Consider the following 15,577-nt stretch of genomic DNA (forward strand, 5'->3'; position numbering starts at 1 on the left):
GTTACTAGCCCGCCGGGCCGTTATCCTCGATGATCGGGCCGAACAGCTCCCAACGCTCGCCGTTGAACTTCATCATCTGCATCTGCTTGTTGACGCGATAATCGTTCGGTCCGGTGTTGATCTTGATGCCGGGCAGCGCGAAGCTCGGGGTGAAGTCCTTGATGTTGGCGACCTGCTTCATCACGTTCTCACGCGACAGGTCGTCGCCGCACTGTTTCAGCACCTGCGTCAGCAACTCGGCGACCGAATAAGCATAGGTGTTGACCGTGTTGAGCTTGTCGCCTTCGGGGAAATACTTGTCCATGAAGGCGAAGAACGCTTTCACGCCCGGATCGTCCTTCCACTGCGGATCGCTCGGCTCCTTGCCGTATTGGGTCGAGATGATGCCTTTGGAGATGTCGAGGCCGGCCGGCTTCAGCGTCGCCGAGATCGGGCTCGCATTGATGTCGAGGATGTGCACCGGGGTCCAGCCGAGCTCGGCCACCTTCTTGATGGCCTGCGCCGCGAATTTCGGCGTCGAGGCATCGTAGAACAGATCGGCGCCGAGCGACTTCAGCTTGACCACCTGCGAGTCGACGGTCGGGTCGGTGACCTCGTAGGACACTTCGCCGACGATCATCTTCGCGGCCTTGTCGCCGAGGCCGCTCTTGAGGCCGGCGAGATAGTCGCGGCCCATGTCGTCGTTCTGGTAGAGCACGCCGATCTTGGCATTGGGGTGATTGGCGAGAATGTACTTGGCGTAGATGCGTCCTTCGGACACGTAGTTGGGATTGTAGGCGATGGTCCAGGGATAGTTCTGCGGGTCGTTGAAGCGTGCGGCGCCGGTGGAGGCCAGCAGCTGCGGGATCTTCTTGCCGTTGAGATATTTTTGCACGGCGGCGTTCGCGGCCGTGCCGATGATCTGGAAGGTGAACAGCACCTCGTCGCCTTCGACGAGCTTGCGCACCTGCTCGACCGTCTTCGGCGGCGAATAGGCATCGTCATACTGGATCAGATTGATCTTGCGGCCGTTGATGCCGCCCTGATCGTTGATCATCTTGAAGTAGGCGGCCTGGGTCTTGCCGATATTGGCGTAGACGGAATAGGCGCCGGAGAACGGCACGGTCTGGCCGATCTTGATCTCGGTGTCGCTCGCGCCGGTGTCGTATTTCTTCTGGGCGAGGGCTTGGCTGGCGGAGAACGCGAAGGCGAGCGCCGCCGTGGCAGCTATGAAGGCTCTGCGATTGTTCATCTTGGTTGTTCCTCCTGACGGAATTTCCGGTCGACGGTCTTTTCCCGTTGATTGCAACGGTCGCCATCGCTGCCGGAGAGTGTGGAGGAAGGTCCGGCGCCGCGCAAGGATCGCGACGCTGCGCCGTAGCGTCTCAGGTCACGAGAATCAGGTCAGAAACAGCGCAACCAGTGCGATCGCCGCCGGCAGCGCCTGCACGAGCAGGATGCGGGTGCTGACGGTCGCCGCGCCGTAGGCTCCGGCCACGATCACGCAGAGCAGGAAGAATGCCTTGATCTGGAACGCGAAGGCTGGGTTGCCGTGGACGAGGCCCCAGATCAGCCCCGCGGCGAGGAAGCCGTTATAGAGCCCTTGGTTGGCCGCCAGCACCTTCGTGATCTCGGCCTTTTCGGGCGTATTGCGGAATGTCTTCAAGCCAAGCGGCTTGTCCCAGAGAAACATCTCCAGGATCAGGAAGTAGGCGTGCAGTGCGGCGACCAGCGCCACCAGGACATTGGTGATTAGAATCAAGTTGAGCCCCCCAAAGCGTCAGCTTTCGGGTGGACGTTAGCACGGCCGGCATGGCAAGTGCGATGGCGTGTTTCGATGGCCTGGTGTCGCAATGCCCGCTCGATCAACCAAACCGCCTGAACGATTCGGCCTCGATCGCCTGACGACGCCGATCGGGATCGCGCTGCTCGTCACCGATGCCGAGGGCGCCTTGCGTGCGCTCGACTGGGAAGACTACGAGCACCGCATGCGCGAGCTGTTGCGCCTGCAATACGGCGCCGTGGATCTGAGCGATCTGCCTGCGCCGACGGAGATGCGGACGGCGCTGTCGGGTTATTTCGAAGGCGATCTCGGCCAGCTCTCGGGCGTCGCATGGCGCATCGCCGGCACGCCTTTCCAGCAAAGGGTCTGGACCGCGCTCGCGCAAATTCCTGCCGGTACCACGATGAGCTATGGCGCGATGGCCGCAAGGATCGATATGCCCAAAGCCATTCGTGCCGTCGGCCATGCCAACGGCTCAAACCCGATCAGCGTGGTGCTGCCCTGTCACCGCCTGATCGGCGCGGATGGCTCGCTGGTGAAATATGGCGGCGGGCTCGAGCGGAAGCGCTGGCTGCTGCGGCATGAGGGGGTAGAGATTTAGCTCTCTCCTCACGCCGCCGGCTGCACCGCCTTGTCGCCGGCCATCACGTGGGTCAGCGCACTCTTGATTGCGGACTGGCGCGTCGGCGCGTTGATCTGCGCGCCCAGGAGGTCGGTGACGTAGAACACGTCGCGGGCACGCTCGCCGAAGGTCGCGACATGGGCCGACGCGATGTTGAGGTTGAGCTTCGAGATCGCGGTGGTCAGCTCGTAGAGCAGGCCGGGGCGGTCGAGGCCGGACATCTCGATCACCGTGTAGCGGTCGGACCATTGGTTGTTGATGGTCACTTCCGGCTCGATCGTGAAAGGCCGCGCCTTGCTGCGCACGGTGCGCCGCGCCACCACTTCGGGCAGCCGCAGCTTGCCTTCCAGCACGTCCTCGATCATCTCGCCGATGCGCGTGGCGCGCCTTCCCTCGTCCTCGTCGCGATCGTATTCCCTGGAGATCGAGATCGTGTCGAGCGCGCGGCCGTCGGTCGTGGTGTAGATCTGCGCGTCGACGATGTTGGCGCCGGCCGAGGCGCAGGCGCCGGCGATGATCGAGAGCAGCCAGGGATGGTCGGCGGCGAAGATCGTGAGCTCGGTGACGCCGCGCACCTCGTCGAAGCCGACATTGATCGCGAGCTTGTGGCCGGCCTGTTCGCTGGAGCGGACGAAGCGGGCATGGCGGATCTTTCGCGGCAGCTCGACCTTGAGCCAATAGGCGGGATAGTGCCGGCCGATATAGGCATCGAGCTCGTCCGCCGGCCACTCGGCGAAGGCCATGCGGAATTCGGCGTAGGCGGCCGTGAGGCGCTTGCCGCGGTCGACTTCCGAGAAGCCGCCGGTCAGCACCGGTTCGGTTTCATAATAGAGCGAGCGCAGCAGCTGCGCCTTCCAGCCGTTCCACACGCCCGGGCCGACGCCGCGGATGTCGGCCGTGGTCAGGATCGTGAGCAATTTCATCTGCTCGACCGACTGCACCACGGCGGCGAAATTCTCGATCGTCTTGCGGTCGGAGAGGTCGCGCGACTGCGCGACCGTGGACATCGTCAGATGTTCCTCGATCAGCCAGGCCACGAGCTCGGTATCGGCCGCGCTGAAGCCGAGCCGCGGGCACAGCCGGCGCGCCACCTTGGCGCCGGCGATCGAGTGATCCTCCGGCCGTCCCTTGGCGATGTCGTGCAGCAGCGTCGTGATGTAGATCACCGCACGGTGCTCGGGCCGGATCTTGCGGAAGAGATCGCTGGCGAGCGTGAACTCCTCGATGCCGCCGCGCTCGATGTCCTGCAGGAAGCCGACGCAGCGGATCAGATGCTCGTCGACGGTGTAGTGATGATACATGTTGAACTGCATCATCGAGACGATCTTGCCGAAGGCGCGGATGAAATGGCCGAGCACGCCGGTCTCGTTCATCCGACGCAGCACGATCTCGGCGTTGTCGGAGGTCAGGATCTCCATGAACAGCCGGTTGGCTTCCGGGTTCTCGCGCAGTTGCGCGTTGATCAGGCCGAGCGAACGCGTCACGTCGCGCATCGCGTCTGGATGGAAGGCGAGGTTGTTCTTCTGCGCCAGGCGGAAGATCCGGATCAAATTGACTGGATCGTGCTTGAACACGTCGGGCGCGGCGACGTTGATGCGGTTGTTGTCGACGAGGAAGTCGTCGCTGTCGGGGACGCGGCGCTTCGCGGGGGCGGGGCGCAGCCGCGCCATCATCCGGCTCAGCACCGGCGCGGGCTTGGCTTGCTGGTCCTCGAGCTTGGCGCAGAGGATGGCGGTGAGGTTGCCCACCTCCTTGGCGACCAGGAAGTAGTGCTTCATGAAGCGCTCGACGTCCTGCATGCCGGGATGCGAGGTGTAGCCGAGCCGGACCGCGATCTCGCGCTGGAGATCGAAGGAGAGGCGCTCCTCCGCGCGGCCGGAGTAGAAGTGCAGATTGCAGCGCACTGACCAGAGGAAGTCGGCGCAGCGGCGGAAGGTGCGGTATTCCTGCGCGTCGAACACGCCGCGCTCGACCAGCTCGTCGGTATCACGGACGCGGTAGACGTATTTGGCGATCCAGAACAGCGTGTGCAGGTCGCGCAGGGCGCCCTTGCCGTCCTTGACGTTGGGCTCGACCAGGTAGCGCGACTGGCCGCCGCGGCGGTGGCGCTCCTCGCGCTCGGCGAGCTTTGCGGTGACGAATTCGGACGCCGTGCCCTGCACCACGTCCTTGTCGAAGCGCGCGACCAGTTCGTCATAGAGCGGCTGGTCGCCGGTCAGGAAGCGCGTTTCCAGGATCGCCGTGCGGATGGTCATGTCGCCGCGCGCCTGCCGGATCGATTCATCAACCGAGCGCGTGGCGTGCCCGACCTTCAGCCCCATGTCCCAGAGACAGTAGAGAATGGCCTCAGCCACCTGCTCACCCCAGGCGGTCTGCTTGTAGGGCAGGATGAACAGGAGATCGATGTCGGATTCCGGTGCCATCAGGCCGCGGCCATAGCCGCCGGTCGCGACCACCGCCATGCGCTCCGCGCCGCTCGGGATCGGCGAGCGGTAGAGATGCCGGGTCGCCGCCGAATACAGGATGCGGATGATCTCGTCCTGCACGTGGCACAGCCGCTCGGCGCAGCGCCTTCCGTGGCGGTCCTTCAGCAGGATCGCCTGCGCCGCGGCGCGCGCTGCGATCAGCTCGGCCTTGAGCAATTGCGCCATGGCCGTGCGGAACGTGTCCTCACGTCCCTGATGCTTCTCGGCAAGCGCATCGACCGCGGCGGTGATCCGCGCGGTGTCGAAGCGATCGTCCACCTCGGCCTTGTGCTCAGTCGCGACGCTGTCCATGCCTCACCGGATATAAGAGGTGACAGGCGCTGTCACCCGCCATTCTCTGGCAATAGTCGTTCCATGCTGGAAAAGGCCGGCCTCGGGCAAAATCGTTCTCGGCCGAGGGGCTTTCGGGATAGCGATTTTCTCGTTGACCTCTAGAAATAACTCATTGAAAAACAATGAAGTTTTTGAGGAGGCTGGGCATGACCGGGATTACACGACGCATTCTGTTGGCGGGGGCTGTTGCGCTCGCCATGACCCCTGCGGCACGGGCGGCGGATCCGCTCAAGGAAATCCGCATCGACTGGGCGACCTACAATCCGGTGTCGATGGTCCTGAAGCAGAAGGGGCTGCTGGAAAAGGAATTCGCCAAGGACGGTATCAGCATCATTTGGGTGCAGTCGGCCGGCTCCAACAAGGCGCTCGAATTCCTCAACGCCGGCTCGATCGATTTCGGCTCGACCGCGGGCTCGGCGGCGCTGGTGGCGAAGATCAACGGGAACCCCATCAAGTCGATCTACGTCTATTCGCGTCCCGAATGGACGGCGCTGGTGACATCAAAGGATTCCAAGATCGCGAGCGTTGCTGATCTCAAGGGCAAGCGCGTCGCGGTGACGCGCGGCACCGATCCGCACATCTTCCTTGTGCGCGCGCTGCTCGGTGCAGGCCTGACTGAGAAGGACATCACGCCGGTGCTGCTCCAGCACGCCGACGGCAAGACCGCGCTGATCCGCGGCGACGTCGACGCCTGGGCCGGCCTCGATCCGATGATGGCGCAGGCCGAGGTCGAGGAAGGTGCAAAACTGTTTTATCGCAAGGCGGATGCCAACACCTGGGGCATCCTCAATGTGCGCGAGCAGTTCTTGAAGGACTATCCGGACGCCGCCCGCCGCGTGCTCGCGGTGTATGAAGAGGCCCGCAAATATTCGCTGGCGAATTACGACGACCTGAAGAAGACCTTCATCGCCGTGACCAAGCTGCCGGACGCGGTCGTCGACAAGCAGCTCAAGGAGCGCACCGAGCTCACCCACAGCCGCATCGGCGCACCCCAGCGCGAGTCGATCCTCGCTGCCGGCCTCGCGCTCCAGCAGGCCGGCGTCGTCGACGCCAAGGTCGACGTGAAGGCGACGCTGGATGCCCTGATCGACGACCAGGTCCCGCTGCCGACGAATTGATCTTTCTTACCCTCCCCCCTTGTGGGGGAGGGTGGCTTCGCGACAGCGAAGCCGGGTGAGGGGTCTCTATCCTGACGGGCAGTTTTGCGAGTGGAGCGAACCCCTCATCCGGCGCTTCGCGCCACCTTCTCCCACAAGGGGAGAAGGGAAGACGGCGCCGCGATCGGCCCGCGCGCCCTTGCATTCCCCGACCAGACGCGCTTCCTACCGGCCATGATCTCCGACGCGCCAGTCCTGCAACAGACCTCGGAACCGGCCGAAAGCGTCGCCGCGCCCTCGCGGCTGTCGCGTTATGCGCGGCCGTTGCTTGGAATCTTGCTGCCGCTCATCCTCGCGCTTGGCTGGGAGCTGGTGGTGTGGTCCGGCTGGTCCAACGGCCGTCTGGTGCCGCCGCCCTCGCGCGTGTTTGCGACCATCACCGAGCTCGCCCGCTCCGGCGAGCTGGTCCGCCACATCGCCGCGACGCTGTGGCGGGTCGGTCTCGGCTTCGCCTTCGGCGTGATCGCGGGCACCGTGCTCGGTGCCATCTCCGGCTATTGGTCGCTGGCGCGGCGGCTGCTCGATCCGACCGTGCAGGCGCTGCGTGCGATCCCTTCGCTGGCCTGGGTGCCGTTGTTCATTCTCTGGCTCGGCATCTTCGAGACCTCCAAGATCGCGCTGATCGCGGTCGGCGTGTTCTTCCCGGTCTATCTCGGCGTGATGGGCGCGATCCTTTCCGTCGATCGCAAGATCGTCGAGGTCGGCCGCACCTTCCGTCTCTCCGGGTTCGCCATGATCCGCCGCATCCTGCTGCCCGCGGTGCTGCCGGCCTATGTGGTGTCCTTGCGTGTCGGCCTTGGTCTGGGCTGGATGTTCGTGGTGGCGGCCGAGCTGATCGGCGCCTCGGAAGGCCTCGGCTATCTCCTGCTCGACGGCCAGCAGCTCGGCAAGCCCGCGCAGATTTTGGCCGCCATCGTGATCTTCGCCATCCTCGGCAAGCTCACCGACTGGCTGATCGAGGTCGGAGCCGCGCCGTTCCTGCGCTGGCAGGACGCCTTCGGGCGGGCGAAGGGAGCGTAACGCGATGCTGGCGCTCAACCGGGTCAGCAAGACCTATCCCAACGGCGTGCAGGCGCTGGCGCGCTTCTCCGCCGAGATCAAGCAGGGCGAGATCGTCGCCATCATCGGCGGCTCCGGCTGCGGCAAGTCCACGCTGCTGCGTGCCATCGCCGGCCTCGATCGCGCGAGCGCAGGCACGGTGACGCTCGACAGCGAGGCGATCAGTTCGCCGCACGCAAAAATCGGCATCATCTTCCAGGAGCCGCGGCTTTTGCCCTGGCTCAGCGTCGCCGACAATATCGGCTTCGGCCTTGCCGACCTGCCCGCGACCGAGCGGCGCGAGAAGGTGGCGCGCGCGCTCGCCCGCGTCGGCCTCGCCGACAAGGCGCAGGCCTGGCCGCGCGAGCTCTCGGGCGGGCAGGCGCAGCGTGTCGCGATCGCGCGTGCGCTGGTGCCGCAACCGGAAGTGCTGCTGCTCGACGAGCCGTTCTCCGCGCTCGACGCCTTCACCCGCAGGGATCTCCAGGATCATCTGCTCGACCTCTGGGCCGATACGCGGCCGACCTTGATCCTCGTCACACATGACGTCGACGAGGCCGTGGTGCTGGCTGATCGCGTTTTGGTGATGCGGCCGCGGCCGGGCCGGCTGTTCGACCAGATCGAGATCAATCTGGGCCGGCCGCGCGACCGCAATTCGCCGCTGTTCGAGAATTTCAAGCGAAGTGTGCTGACGTCACTCGACCGTTCGCTGGACCGCAACGTGCCCGACCGTGACGCAACCCAGGGTCCCGGTCAGGCCATGTGGTGGTGACATTTTCTCTCTGAGCCGGTACATCGAGGGACGATTTTTCCGGGAGAGAACAAGATGGACGCCGCAGCACTGCGCCAGATGCAGGCCCCGATCAAGGAACGCTACAAGACCGATCCCAAGACCGCGATGATCACGCTGAAGGCCAAGGGCTCGACCGACAGCGAAGGCATCGCCTGCAAGGTCGAGACCGGTCGCGCCATCGCGATGGCTGGCCTGCATCCTGCCACCGGCGGCTCCGGCCTCGAGCTCTGCTCCGGCGACATGCTGCTGGAAGCCTTGGTCGCCTGTGCCGGCGTCACCCTGAAATCGGTCGCGACCGCCATCGAGATCCCGCTGAAGACCGGCAACGTCTATGCCGAGGGCGATCTCGATTTCCGCGGCACGCTCGGCGTCGACAAGGAGACCCCGGTCGGCTTCGCCGAGATCCGCCTGCGCTTCGAGGTCGACACCGACGCGCCGCAGGACAAGCTCGATCTGCTGCTCAAACTCACCGAGCGCTATTGCGTGGTCTACCAGACCATCAAGAACGGCCCGAAGGTTTCGGTGTCGATGCAGCGGATGTGACTTCCTGACCCTCCCCGAGGGTCGATCGCGCGCAGCGCGAGCGGGGTGGGGTGATCTCTCCACTCGGGCGCCGTATCCGTCGAGAGACTGTCACCCCACCCCGTCTCTGATTTCGCTACGCTCCATACGAGCCGACCCGCGAGCGAGCTTCGCTCGTCTCGGACCCCTCCAGGGGAGGGTAAGAAGCAAAAAAATGCCCCCCGAGCTCCACTTCATCATCCTCCTCGTCCTGCGCATGGCGATCGCCGCGGCGTTCGTCGTGTCCGCGTCGTTCATTGCCGAGCGCACCGGTCCGGTGATCGGCGGACTGGTGGCGACCTTGCCGATCTCGGCCGGTCCTTCCTACGTCTTCCTCGCGCTCGACCATGACGCCGCCTTCATCGCGCAAGGCGCGCTGTCGAGCCTTCCGGTCAACGCCGCGACGATCGTCCTTGGGCTCACCTATGTCGTGCTGGCGCAGCGGAACAATCTGCTGGTGAGCGCGGGCAGCGCGGTCGCGGTGTGGATCGTGCTGGCCTCCGTCATCCGCCTGTTCGACTGGACTTTGACGGCCGGGCTCGCCGTCAACCTGGTCGCCTTCGGCATCTGCATTCCGCTGCTCGCACGATACCGCCATGTGAAGATGCCGCTGGTGACGCGTCGCTGGTACGACATTCCATTCCGCGCCTCGCTGGTCGCGACGCTGGTCGCGATCGTGGTCTCGACCTCGGGCTGGGTCGGCCCGCGGGTGAGCGGCGTCATCGCACTCTACCCGATCGTGTTCACCAGCATGATGGTGATCCTGCATCCGCGCATCGGCGGCCCGCCGACCGCCGCCGTGCTCGCCAACTCCGCCTGGGGCCTGCTCGGCTTCGGTCTGGCAATTGCGGTGCTGCACGTCGCCGTCATGCAGTTCGGCTCGGCGATCGGCTTGAGTTGCGCACTCGCCACCTGCATCGGCTGGAACCTGACGCTGTGGAGGATGGGACGACGGAAGAGGCCGATGCATCAGCCGCGCCGCGCTTCGTAGGCGAGATACGCTACGCTTGGGACCTCAGCCCTGCGTCAGGATAGTTAGTTACCCGGGCTGGCAGACCCGCTAAACTGGCAACAGAGCAAGATCGGGGCGTGCGGTGGAGGGATTGTACAAGGTCGAATACGATATCAACGACGGCTCCGGCCGCAGCGTGCTGTACGCCCATGCCGGGAAAATGCTTGGCGGCAACACGGCCTTCGCCCACTTCGGCACCTACGAGATTGTGGACGGCGAAATCGTCGCCAGGCTCCGGACGAAGCGCCACAGCCGGTCGCCGCAGCACAGGTCGCTGGTCAGTTCCGACGCCGTCACAATCAGTATTCGCGGTCGACCGCAGGGCAAGCTCTACCGCTTCGAGGGAGAAGTGGTCGAGGACGCCTCGGTGTTTCGCGCCGTGATGACGCCGCTCGGCGACGAGGACGTTCCCCCGCCCGGTGCGGTCGGCGAGGGCGGCATCGTCAGCGGACTCTATTCGATCGACATCCGGATGCTGGATGGAATTACCGGTGGCCATACCGGCGTGATGTTGCTGCGCGACGGCCGCATCCTCGGCGGCGATGCTTTCTTCTATTATCTCGGCGCCTATTCTTCGGCGAACGGTCGCTGGAAAGGTGAATTCGTCAATCAGGAACACACGCTGGCAAAGAGCGAGCATCCCTTGTTCGGTGGCTATGAGGTGGGCATCGGCTTCTCCGGCCACTGCGATGACAAGGGCGCCGACATGGAAGCGATCGCGCTCGCCGGCAAGCGCAGCATCCGCCTCGCCGCCACCTTGAAGTTGATCGAGCCGTTTGCCAGGGCGGGCCGCTGACGGCCGCCGGAAGGCGTTGCGTTAATGGGGCAGCATCCTGGACGGTAGTCGCGCGGAAAAGCGCGCGCGGGGCCGCAATCCGTTCATGTCGCGACGTCGCTAAGTATCGATTTGATCGTTGCTAATTCGCGTTTCGGCCGTTTCTTCCGCCGGCCATTTTCGGTTCCATCACTCCGTATTTCTTCGGAGATTGGCTGCCCGATTCCGATAGGTGCATTAATCTAAATTTGGTGCATTCCCCGTAAAGCTACTCGTCGGTTGTCGTTTCCGCGTTTGGGCGGACATGGGCATCAAGGCGGGTCCTCTGTATGCGTGAACGGACCCACATAGTTCACAGCTAGTCATATTCCAACGCTCGGTCTGTCCGAGGGCGTCCGCTCGCCTGTCTTTGAGGCGCGTTGCGCTGCGGCACCATGCGATCCATTCTGGAGATGTTTTGATGTTTGGTCGTAATTCCCATGGAAATGCCCAGGCACAGCTCGACGCCATCGGCCGTTCGCAGGCGACGATCGAATTTGCACTGGATGGCACCATCCTCACCGCGAACGAGAATTTCCTGAAAACCCTGGGCTATGGGCTGGAGGAGATCAAGGGAAAGCATCACTCCATGTTCGTGCCCGCCGATCAGCGAGGCGGCGCGGCGTACAAGGCGTTCTGGTCCGCGTTGAAGAGCGGCGAGTTCCAGGCCGCGGAGTTCAAACGGATTGCAAAGGGCGGTCGCGAGATCTGGATCGAGGCGTCGTATAATCCCGTGCTTGACGGCGACGGCAAGCCGATCAAGGTCGTGAAGATCGCGACCGATATCACCGCGAAGAAGATCAATGCCATGACGGAAGCCTCCAAGGTGTCCGCCATCGGCCGCGCCCAGGCCGTCATCGAGTTCAAGCTCGACGGCACTATCGTGACTGCGAACCAGAATTTCTGCCAGGCGCTCGGCTATTCGCTGGCCGAGATCGAGGGCAAGCATCACAGCCTGTTCGTAGCCCCCGCTGAGCGCGACAGCGCGGCCTATCGCGAATTCTGGGCCAGGCTCAACCGCGGTGAATACCAGGCGGGCGAATACAAACGTATCGGCAAGGGCGGCCGCGAGGTCTGGATCCTCGCCTCTTATAACCCGCTGCTCGACGAGAACGGCAAGCCGTTCGGCGTTGCCAAATTTGCGACCGACGTCACCGCGGAGAAGCTGAAGAACGCCGACCTCGCTGGTCAGATCTCGGCGATCGACAAGGCGCAGGCCGTGATCGAATTCAACATGGACGGCACGATCATCACCGCCAATGCCAATTTTCTCGGCACGCTCGGCTATTCGCTGGCCGAGATCAAGGGCAAGCATCACAGCATGTTCGTCGAGCCGTCGGAGCGCGACGGCGCTGCCTATCGCGAGTTCTGGGCAACGCTCAATCGCGGCCAGTACCAGGCGGCTGAATACAAGCGCATCGGCAAGGGCGGCAAGGAGGTCTACATCCAGGCCTCCTACAACCCGATCCTCGATCTCAACGGCAAGCCGTTCAAGGTCGTGAAATACGCCACTGACACCACGCGGCAGGTGCTGGTCCGCATGGGCAATGAGCGCGTCCGCGGCATGATGGAATCGGTCGCCGCAGGCTCGGAGGAGCTGAACGCGTCGGTGCGCGAGATCTCCGAAGCGATGACCAAGTCCCGCGAGACCGCGATGAGCGCGGTGGAGCAGGTTGCCTCTGCCGACGCGCAGGCGCAGCGGCTGACCGAGGCGGCGAAGGCGATGAGCGGCATCATCGAGATGATCAACAGCATTACCAGTCAGATCAACCTGCTCGCGCTCAACGCCACGATCGAATCGGCGCGCGCCGGCGAGGCTGGCCGCGGCTTCGCGGTGGTCGCTTCCGAGGTGAAGAGCCTCGCCAATCAGGCGAGACAGGCGACCGACAAGATCGGCCAGGAGATCGGCAGCCTCAACGGCATCTCCGGCGACGTCGTCAGCGCGCTCGGCTCGATCAAGCAGGCCATCAACAACGTCAGCGAATACGTCACCTCGACAGCCGCCGCCGTCGAGGAGCAGAGCACGGTCACGAACGAGATGTCCACCAGCATGCAGCGCGCCGCCGCGGAGGCTGCTGCGATGGCGGCAAGGGCGTAAGCCAAGCGCGCAGAAGTCGTAGGGTGGGCAAAGGTGCGCTCTTCGCGCGCCGTGCCCACCATCTTTCCGCGAATTGGTCGTTGAATGGTGGGCACGCTGCGCTTTGCCCACCCTACGGCACCGTCACTGCTTCGGCAGCTTGGCCTTCAACGCATAGAGCGCATCCAGCGCCTCGCGCGGGGACATCTCGTCCGGGTGGAGGGCCTTCACGGCGTCCATCAATAGCTCGGCCTCGGTCGGCGGTGCGGCCTCGGCGGCGGCGCGCGAGGGCACGGCGAACAGCGGCAGATCGTCGGCCAGCGCACGTGCGGTCTGGCCGCGATCTTGCGCTTCCAACTTCGCCAGCACCGATTTGGCGCGCGTGATCACGGCCGGCGGCAGGCCTGCGAGCTTGGCGACCTGGATGCCGTAGGAGCGGTCGGCCGAGCCCGGCAGCACCTCGTGCAGGAACACGACATTGCCCTGCCATTCCTTCACCCGCACCGTCGCGTTGAACATCCGCGGCAGTTTTGCCGAGAGCGCGGTCAGCTCGTGATAATGCGTCGCGAACAGCGTGCGGCAGCGGTTGCTCTCGTGCAGATGCTCGATCGCGGCCCAGGCGATCGAGAGGCCGTCGAAGGTGGCCGTACCACGGCCGATCTCGTCGAGGATCACGAGCGCGCGCTCGCCGGCCTGGTTCAGGATCGCCGCGGTCTCGACCATCTCCACCATGAAGGTGGAGCGGCCGCGCGCGAGGTCGTCGGCGGCGCCGACGCGCGAGAACAGGCGGTCGATGATGCCGATCCGCGCGCGCGTCGCCGGCACGAAGCTGCCGATCTGCGCCAGGAGCGCGATCAGCGCGTTCTGGCGCAGGAAGGTCGATTTACCGGCCATGTTGGGACCGGTCAGCAGCCAGAGCTGGCCGGATTTTTGCGCCGGTGTTGGCGAGAGATCGCAGGCATTGGCAATGAATGGCTCGCCATTGCGCTTCAAGGCCTGCTCGACCACGGGATGGCGGCCCGCCTCGATCGCAAAGCCGAGGGAGCCGTCAACGTCCGGCCGCACATAATTGTCGTCGACCGCGAGCTTGGCCAGCGAGGTCGCAACGTCGAGCAGCGCGAAGGCGTGGGCGGCGGCGCGCAGATCGTCGCTGATATCAAGCGCCTTCGCGGACAGCCGCTCGAAGATCTCGAGCTCGAGTCCGAGCGCGCGGTCGCCGGCATTGGCGATCTTGGCCTCGATCTCGCCGAGCTCCGAGGTGGTGAAGCGCACCTGGCCCGCCAGCGTCTGGCGATGGATGAAGGTCGCATTCAGCGGCGCCGACATCAGCTTGTCGCCGTGTTGCGCGGTGACCTCGACGAAATAGCCGAGCACGTTGTTGTGCCGGATCTTGAGGCCCTTCACGCCGGTATGATCGGCGTAGCGCGCCTGCATCGAGGCCACCACGAGGCGCGAGGCATCGCGCAGGCTTCGCGTTTCGTCGAGCGCGGGTTCGTAGCCCTGACGCACGAAGCCGCCGTCGCGCTTGATCAGCGGCAGCTGGTCATCGAGGGCACTTGCGAATTCAGCGGCGAGCTCGCGCGACGGACGCTGCAAGGCCGCCATCACCACCGCGATTTCCTGCGGCGGCTGGTCGAGCTCGCCGAGGCGCGTCAGCACCTGGTCGGCGGCGATGATGCCGTCGCGCAGGCCGGCGAGGTCGCGCGGTCCGCCGCGGCCGACCGAAAGGCGGGCCAGCGCCCGCGACATGTCGGGCGCGCCGCGCAGGATGCTGCGGATGTCTTCACGCGCAGCGGAGTCCGCAACGAAGGCGCTGACGGCATCGAGCCGCCGCGCGATTGCGGGCGCGTCCGTCAGAGGCGCGGCCAGCCGCTGCGCCAGCAGGCGCGAGCCGGCCGAGGTCACCGTGCAGTCGATCGCGTCGAGCAGCGAGCCGCGGCGTTCGCCCGCGAGCGTTCGCGTCAGTTCGAGATTGGCGCGGGTGGCGGGGTCGATCGCCATGGTCGCGCCCGAGGCCTCGCGCGCCGGCGGCGACAGCGGCGGATGCTTGCCGACCTGGGTGCGGTCGACATAGGTGACGGCGGCGGCTGCGGCGGTCGCTTCCAGCCGCGTCAGTTGCGCCAGCCCGTCCATGGTCGCGACGGCAAAATAATCGCATAGCCGCTTCTCGGCGGTGGCGCCATCGAAGACGTCGCGGGTCAGCGGCGTCACCGCCGGCAGTTCGCGCAAGGTCTGTCCGAGCTCGCTGTCATTATAGAGCGCGTCGGTGACGATCGCCTCGTTCGGATTGATGCGTGCCAGCGTCGCGGCGAGCTCGCCGCTAGAGCATTCCATCACCGTGAATTCGGCGGTCGAGATGTCGATCCAGGCGAGGCCAAAGCGGTCGCCGCCACCGGAGGCGCGGGCACGCGCGATCGCCAGCAGATAATTGTTGGCGCGCGCGTCTAACAGCGTGTCCTCGGTCAGCGTGCCCGGCGTGACCAGCCGCACCACGCCACGACGCACCACGCTCTTGTTGCCGCGCGCTTTGGCGGCGGCGGGATCCTCGGTCTGCTCGCACACGGCGACCCGGTGGCCGGCGCTGATCAGGCGATGCAGATAATCCTCGGAGCGCTCGACCGGCACGCCGCACATCGGGATGTCGGCGCCCTGATGCTTGCCGCGCTTGGTCAGCACGATGCCGAGCGTCTTCGAGGCGATCTCGGCGTCCTCGAAGAACAGCTCGTAGAAGTCGCCCATCCGGTAGAACAGCAGCAGGCCCTGATGCGCCGCCTTGATTTCAAGGTACTGTTCCATCATCGGCGTGACGCGCGCGGCAGCTTCCGCCGGCGGCGTGGGCGCTTCGTCAGGGGGCGGCACAGGTATCGGCTGTTGCATTGTCATGGGCGGCGCAACCTACAAAATTTCGCCTCCTGCTCCTAC

The 15,577-nt window shown here is 65.0% G+C and carries 12 protein-coding genes; 8 read left to right on the plus strand and 4 right to left on the minus strand.

Translation table 11 applies throughout. From position 1 onward, the window contains the following. Positions 1–4: 4 nt before the first annotated feature. Positions 5–1,231: an ABC transporter substrate-binding protein gene (locus tag ABIB95_RS12930; RefSeq protein ID WP_063980046.1), complete on the minus strand. Its 1,227-nt coding sequence runs from the start codon at positions 1,229–1,231 to the stop codon at positions 5–7. Positions 1,232–1,378: 147 nt separating this feature from the next. Then, positions 1,379–1,741, minus strand: coding sequence for a DUF1304 domain-containing protein (locus ABIB95_RS12935; RefSeq protein WP_063980045.1), 363 nt, complete (start codon positions 1,739–1,741; stop codon positions 1,379–1,381). A gap of 91 nt (positions 1,742–1,832) precedes the next feature. On the opposite strand from ABIB95_RS12935, the gene ABIB95_RS12940 reads away from it, so the two are divergent. Next, positions 1,833–2,363, plus strand: coding sequence for a methylated-DNA--[protein]-cysteine S-methyltransferase (locus ABIB95_RS12940; protein WP_085404061.1), 531 nt, complete (start codon positions 1,833–1,835; stop codon positions 2,361–2,363). An 8-nt stretch (positions 2,364–2,371) separates the two neighbouring features. Here ABIB95_RS12940 and ABIB95_RS12945 read toward each other — a convergent pair whose 3' ends face one another. Then, on the minus strand, positions 2,372–5,161 hold the full coding sequence (locus ABIB95_RS12945; protein ID WP_071909009.1) for a [protein-PII] uridylyltransferase: 2,790 nt from the start codon (positions 5,159–5,161) through the stop codon (positions 2,372–2,374). A gap of 188 nt (positions 5,162–5,349) precedes the next feature. On the opposite strand from ABIB95_RS12945, the gene ABIB95_RS12950 reads away from it, so the two are divergent. The 7 genes from ABIB95_RS12950 to ABIB95_RS12980 all read left to right on the plus strand — a co-directional run bounded on the left by ABIB95_RS12950 (position 5,350) and on the right by ABIB95_RS12980 (position 12,676). Next, entirely contained in the window at positions 5,350–6,321 is a 972-nt protein-coding gene (locus tag ABIB95_RS12950) for an aliphatic sulfonate ABC transporter substrate-binding protein (RefSeq protein ID WP_014491109.1), read from the plus strand. A gap of 213 nt (positions 6,322–6,534) precedes the next feature. Beyond that, positions 6,535–7,380, plus strand: coding sequence for an ABC transporter permease (locus tag ABIB95_RS12955; RefSeq protein ID WP_166353549.1), 846 nt, complete (start codon positions 6,535–6,537; stop codon positions 7,378–7,380). 4 nt (positions 7,381–7,384) lie between these two features. Continuing rightward, positions 7,385–8,170, plus strand: coding sequence for an ABC transporter ATP-binding protein (locus ABIB95_RS12960; protein WP_354239794.1), 786 nt, complete (start codon positions 7,385–7,387; stop codon positions 8,168–8,170). A 54-nt stretch (positions 8,171–8,224) separates the two neighbouring features. Then, the gene (locus ABIB95_RS12965) at positions 8,225–8,734 is read left to right on the plus strand and encodes an OsmC family protein (protein ID WP_028149375.1); all 510 of its coding nucleotides are present in this window, start codon (positions 8,225–8,227) and stop codon (positions 8,732–8,734) included. A 193-nt stretch (positions 8,735–8,927) separates the two neighbouring features. Beyond that, on the plus strand, positions 8,928–9,743 hold the full coding sequence (locus tag ABIB95_RS12970) for a hypothetical protein (protein WP_354239796.1): 816 nt from the start codon (positions 8,928–8,930) through the stop codon (positions 9,741–9,743). A gap of 103 nt (positions 9,744–9,846) precedes the next feature. Beyond that, complete coding sequence (locus ABIB95_RS12975; protein WP_354239798.1) at positions 9,847–10,560, plus strand: GrlR family regulatory protein; 714 nt, start codon at positions 9,847–9,849, stop codon at positions 10,558–10,560. Positions 10,561–10,999: 439 nt separating this feature from the next. Beyond that, positions 11,000–12,676: a methyl-accepting chemotaxis protein gene (locus tag ABIB95_RS12980; protein WP_354239800.1), complete on the plus strand. Its 1,677-nt coding sequence runs from the start codon at positions 11,000–11,002 to the stop codon at positions 12,674–12,676. Between the two features lie 123 nt (positions 12,677–12,799). Here the strand turns inward: ABIB95_RS12980 and mutS are convergent, their stop codons facing one another. Next, positions 12,800–15,538 carry a DNA mismatch repair protein MutS gene (gene mutS / locus ABIB95_RS12985; protein WP_354239802.1) on the minus strand — a complete coding sequence of 913 codons (2,739 nt, stop codon included), beginning with the start codon at positions 15,536–15,538 and terminating at the stop codon, positions 12,800–12,802. Positions 15,539–15,577 lie beyond the last annotated feature (39 nt).

Source organism: Bradyrhizobium sp. LA2.1 (genome assembly GCF_040547725.1).
Lineage (GTDB): Bacteria > Pseudomonadota > Alphaproteobacteria > Rhizobiales > Xanthobacteraceae > Bradyrhizobium > Bradyrhizobium barranii.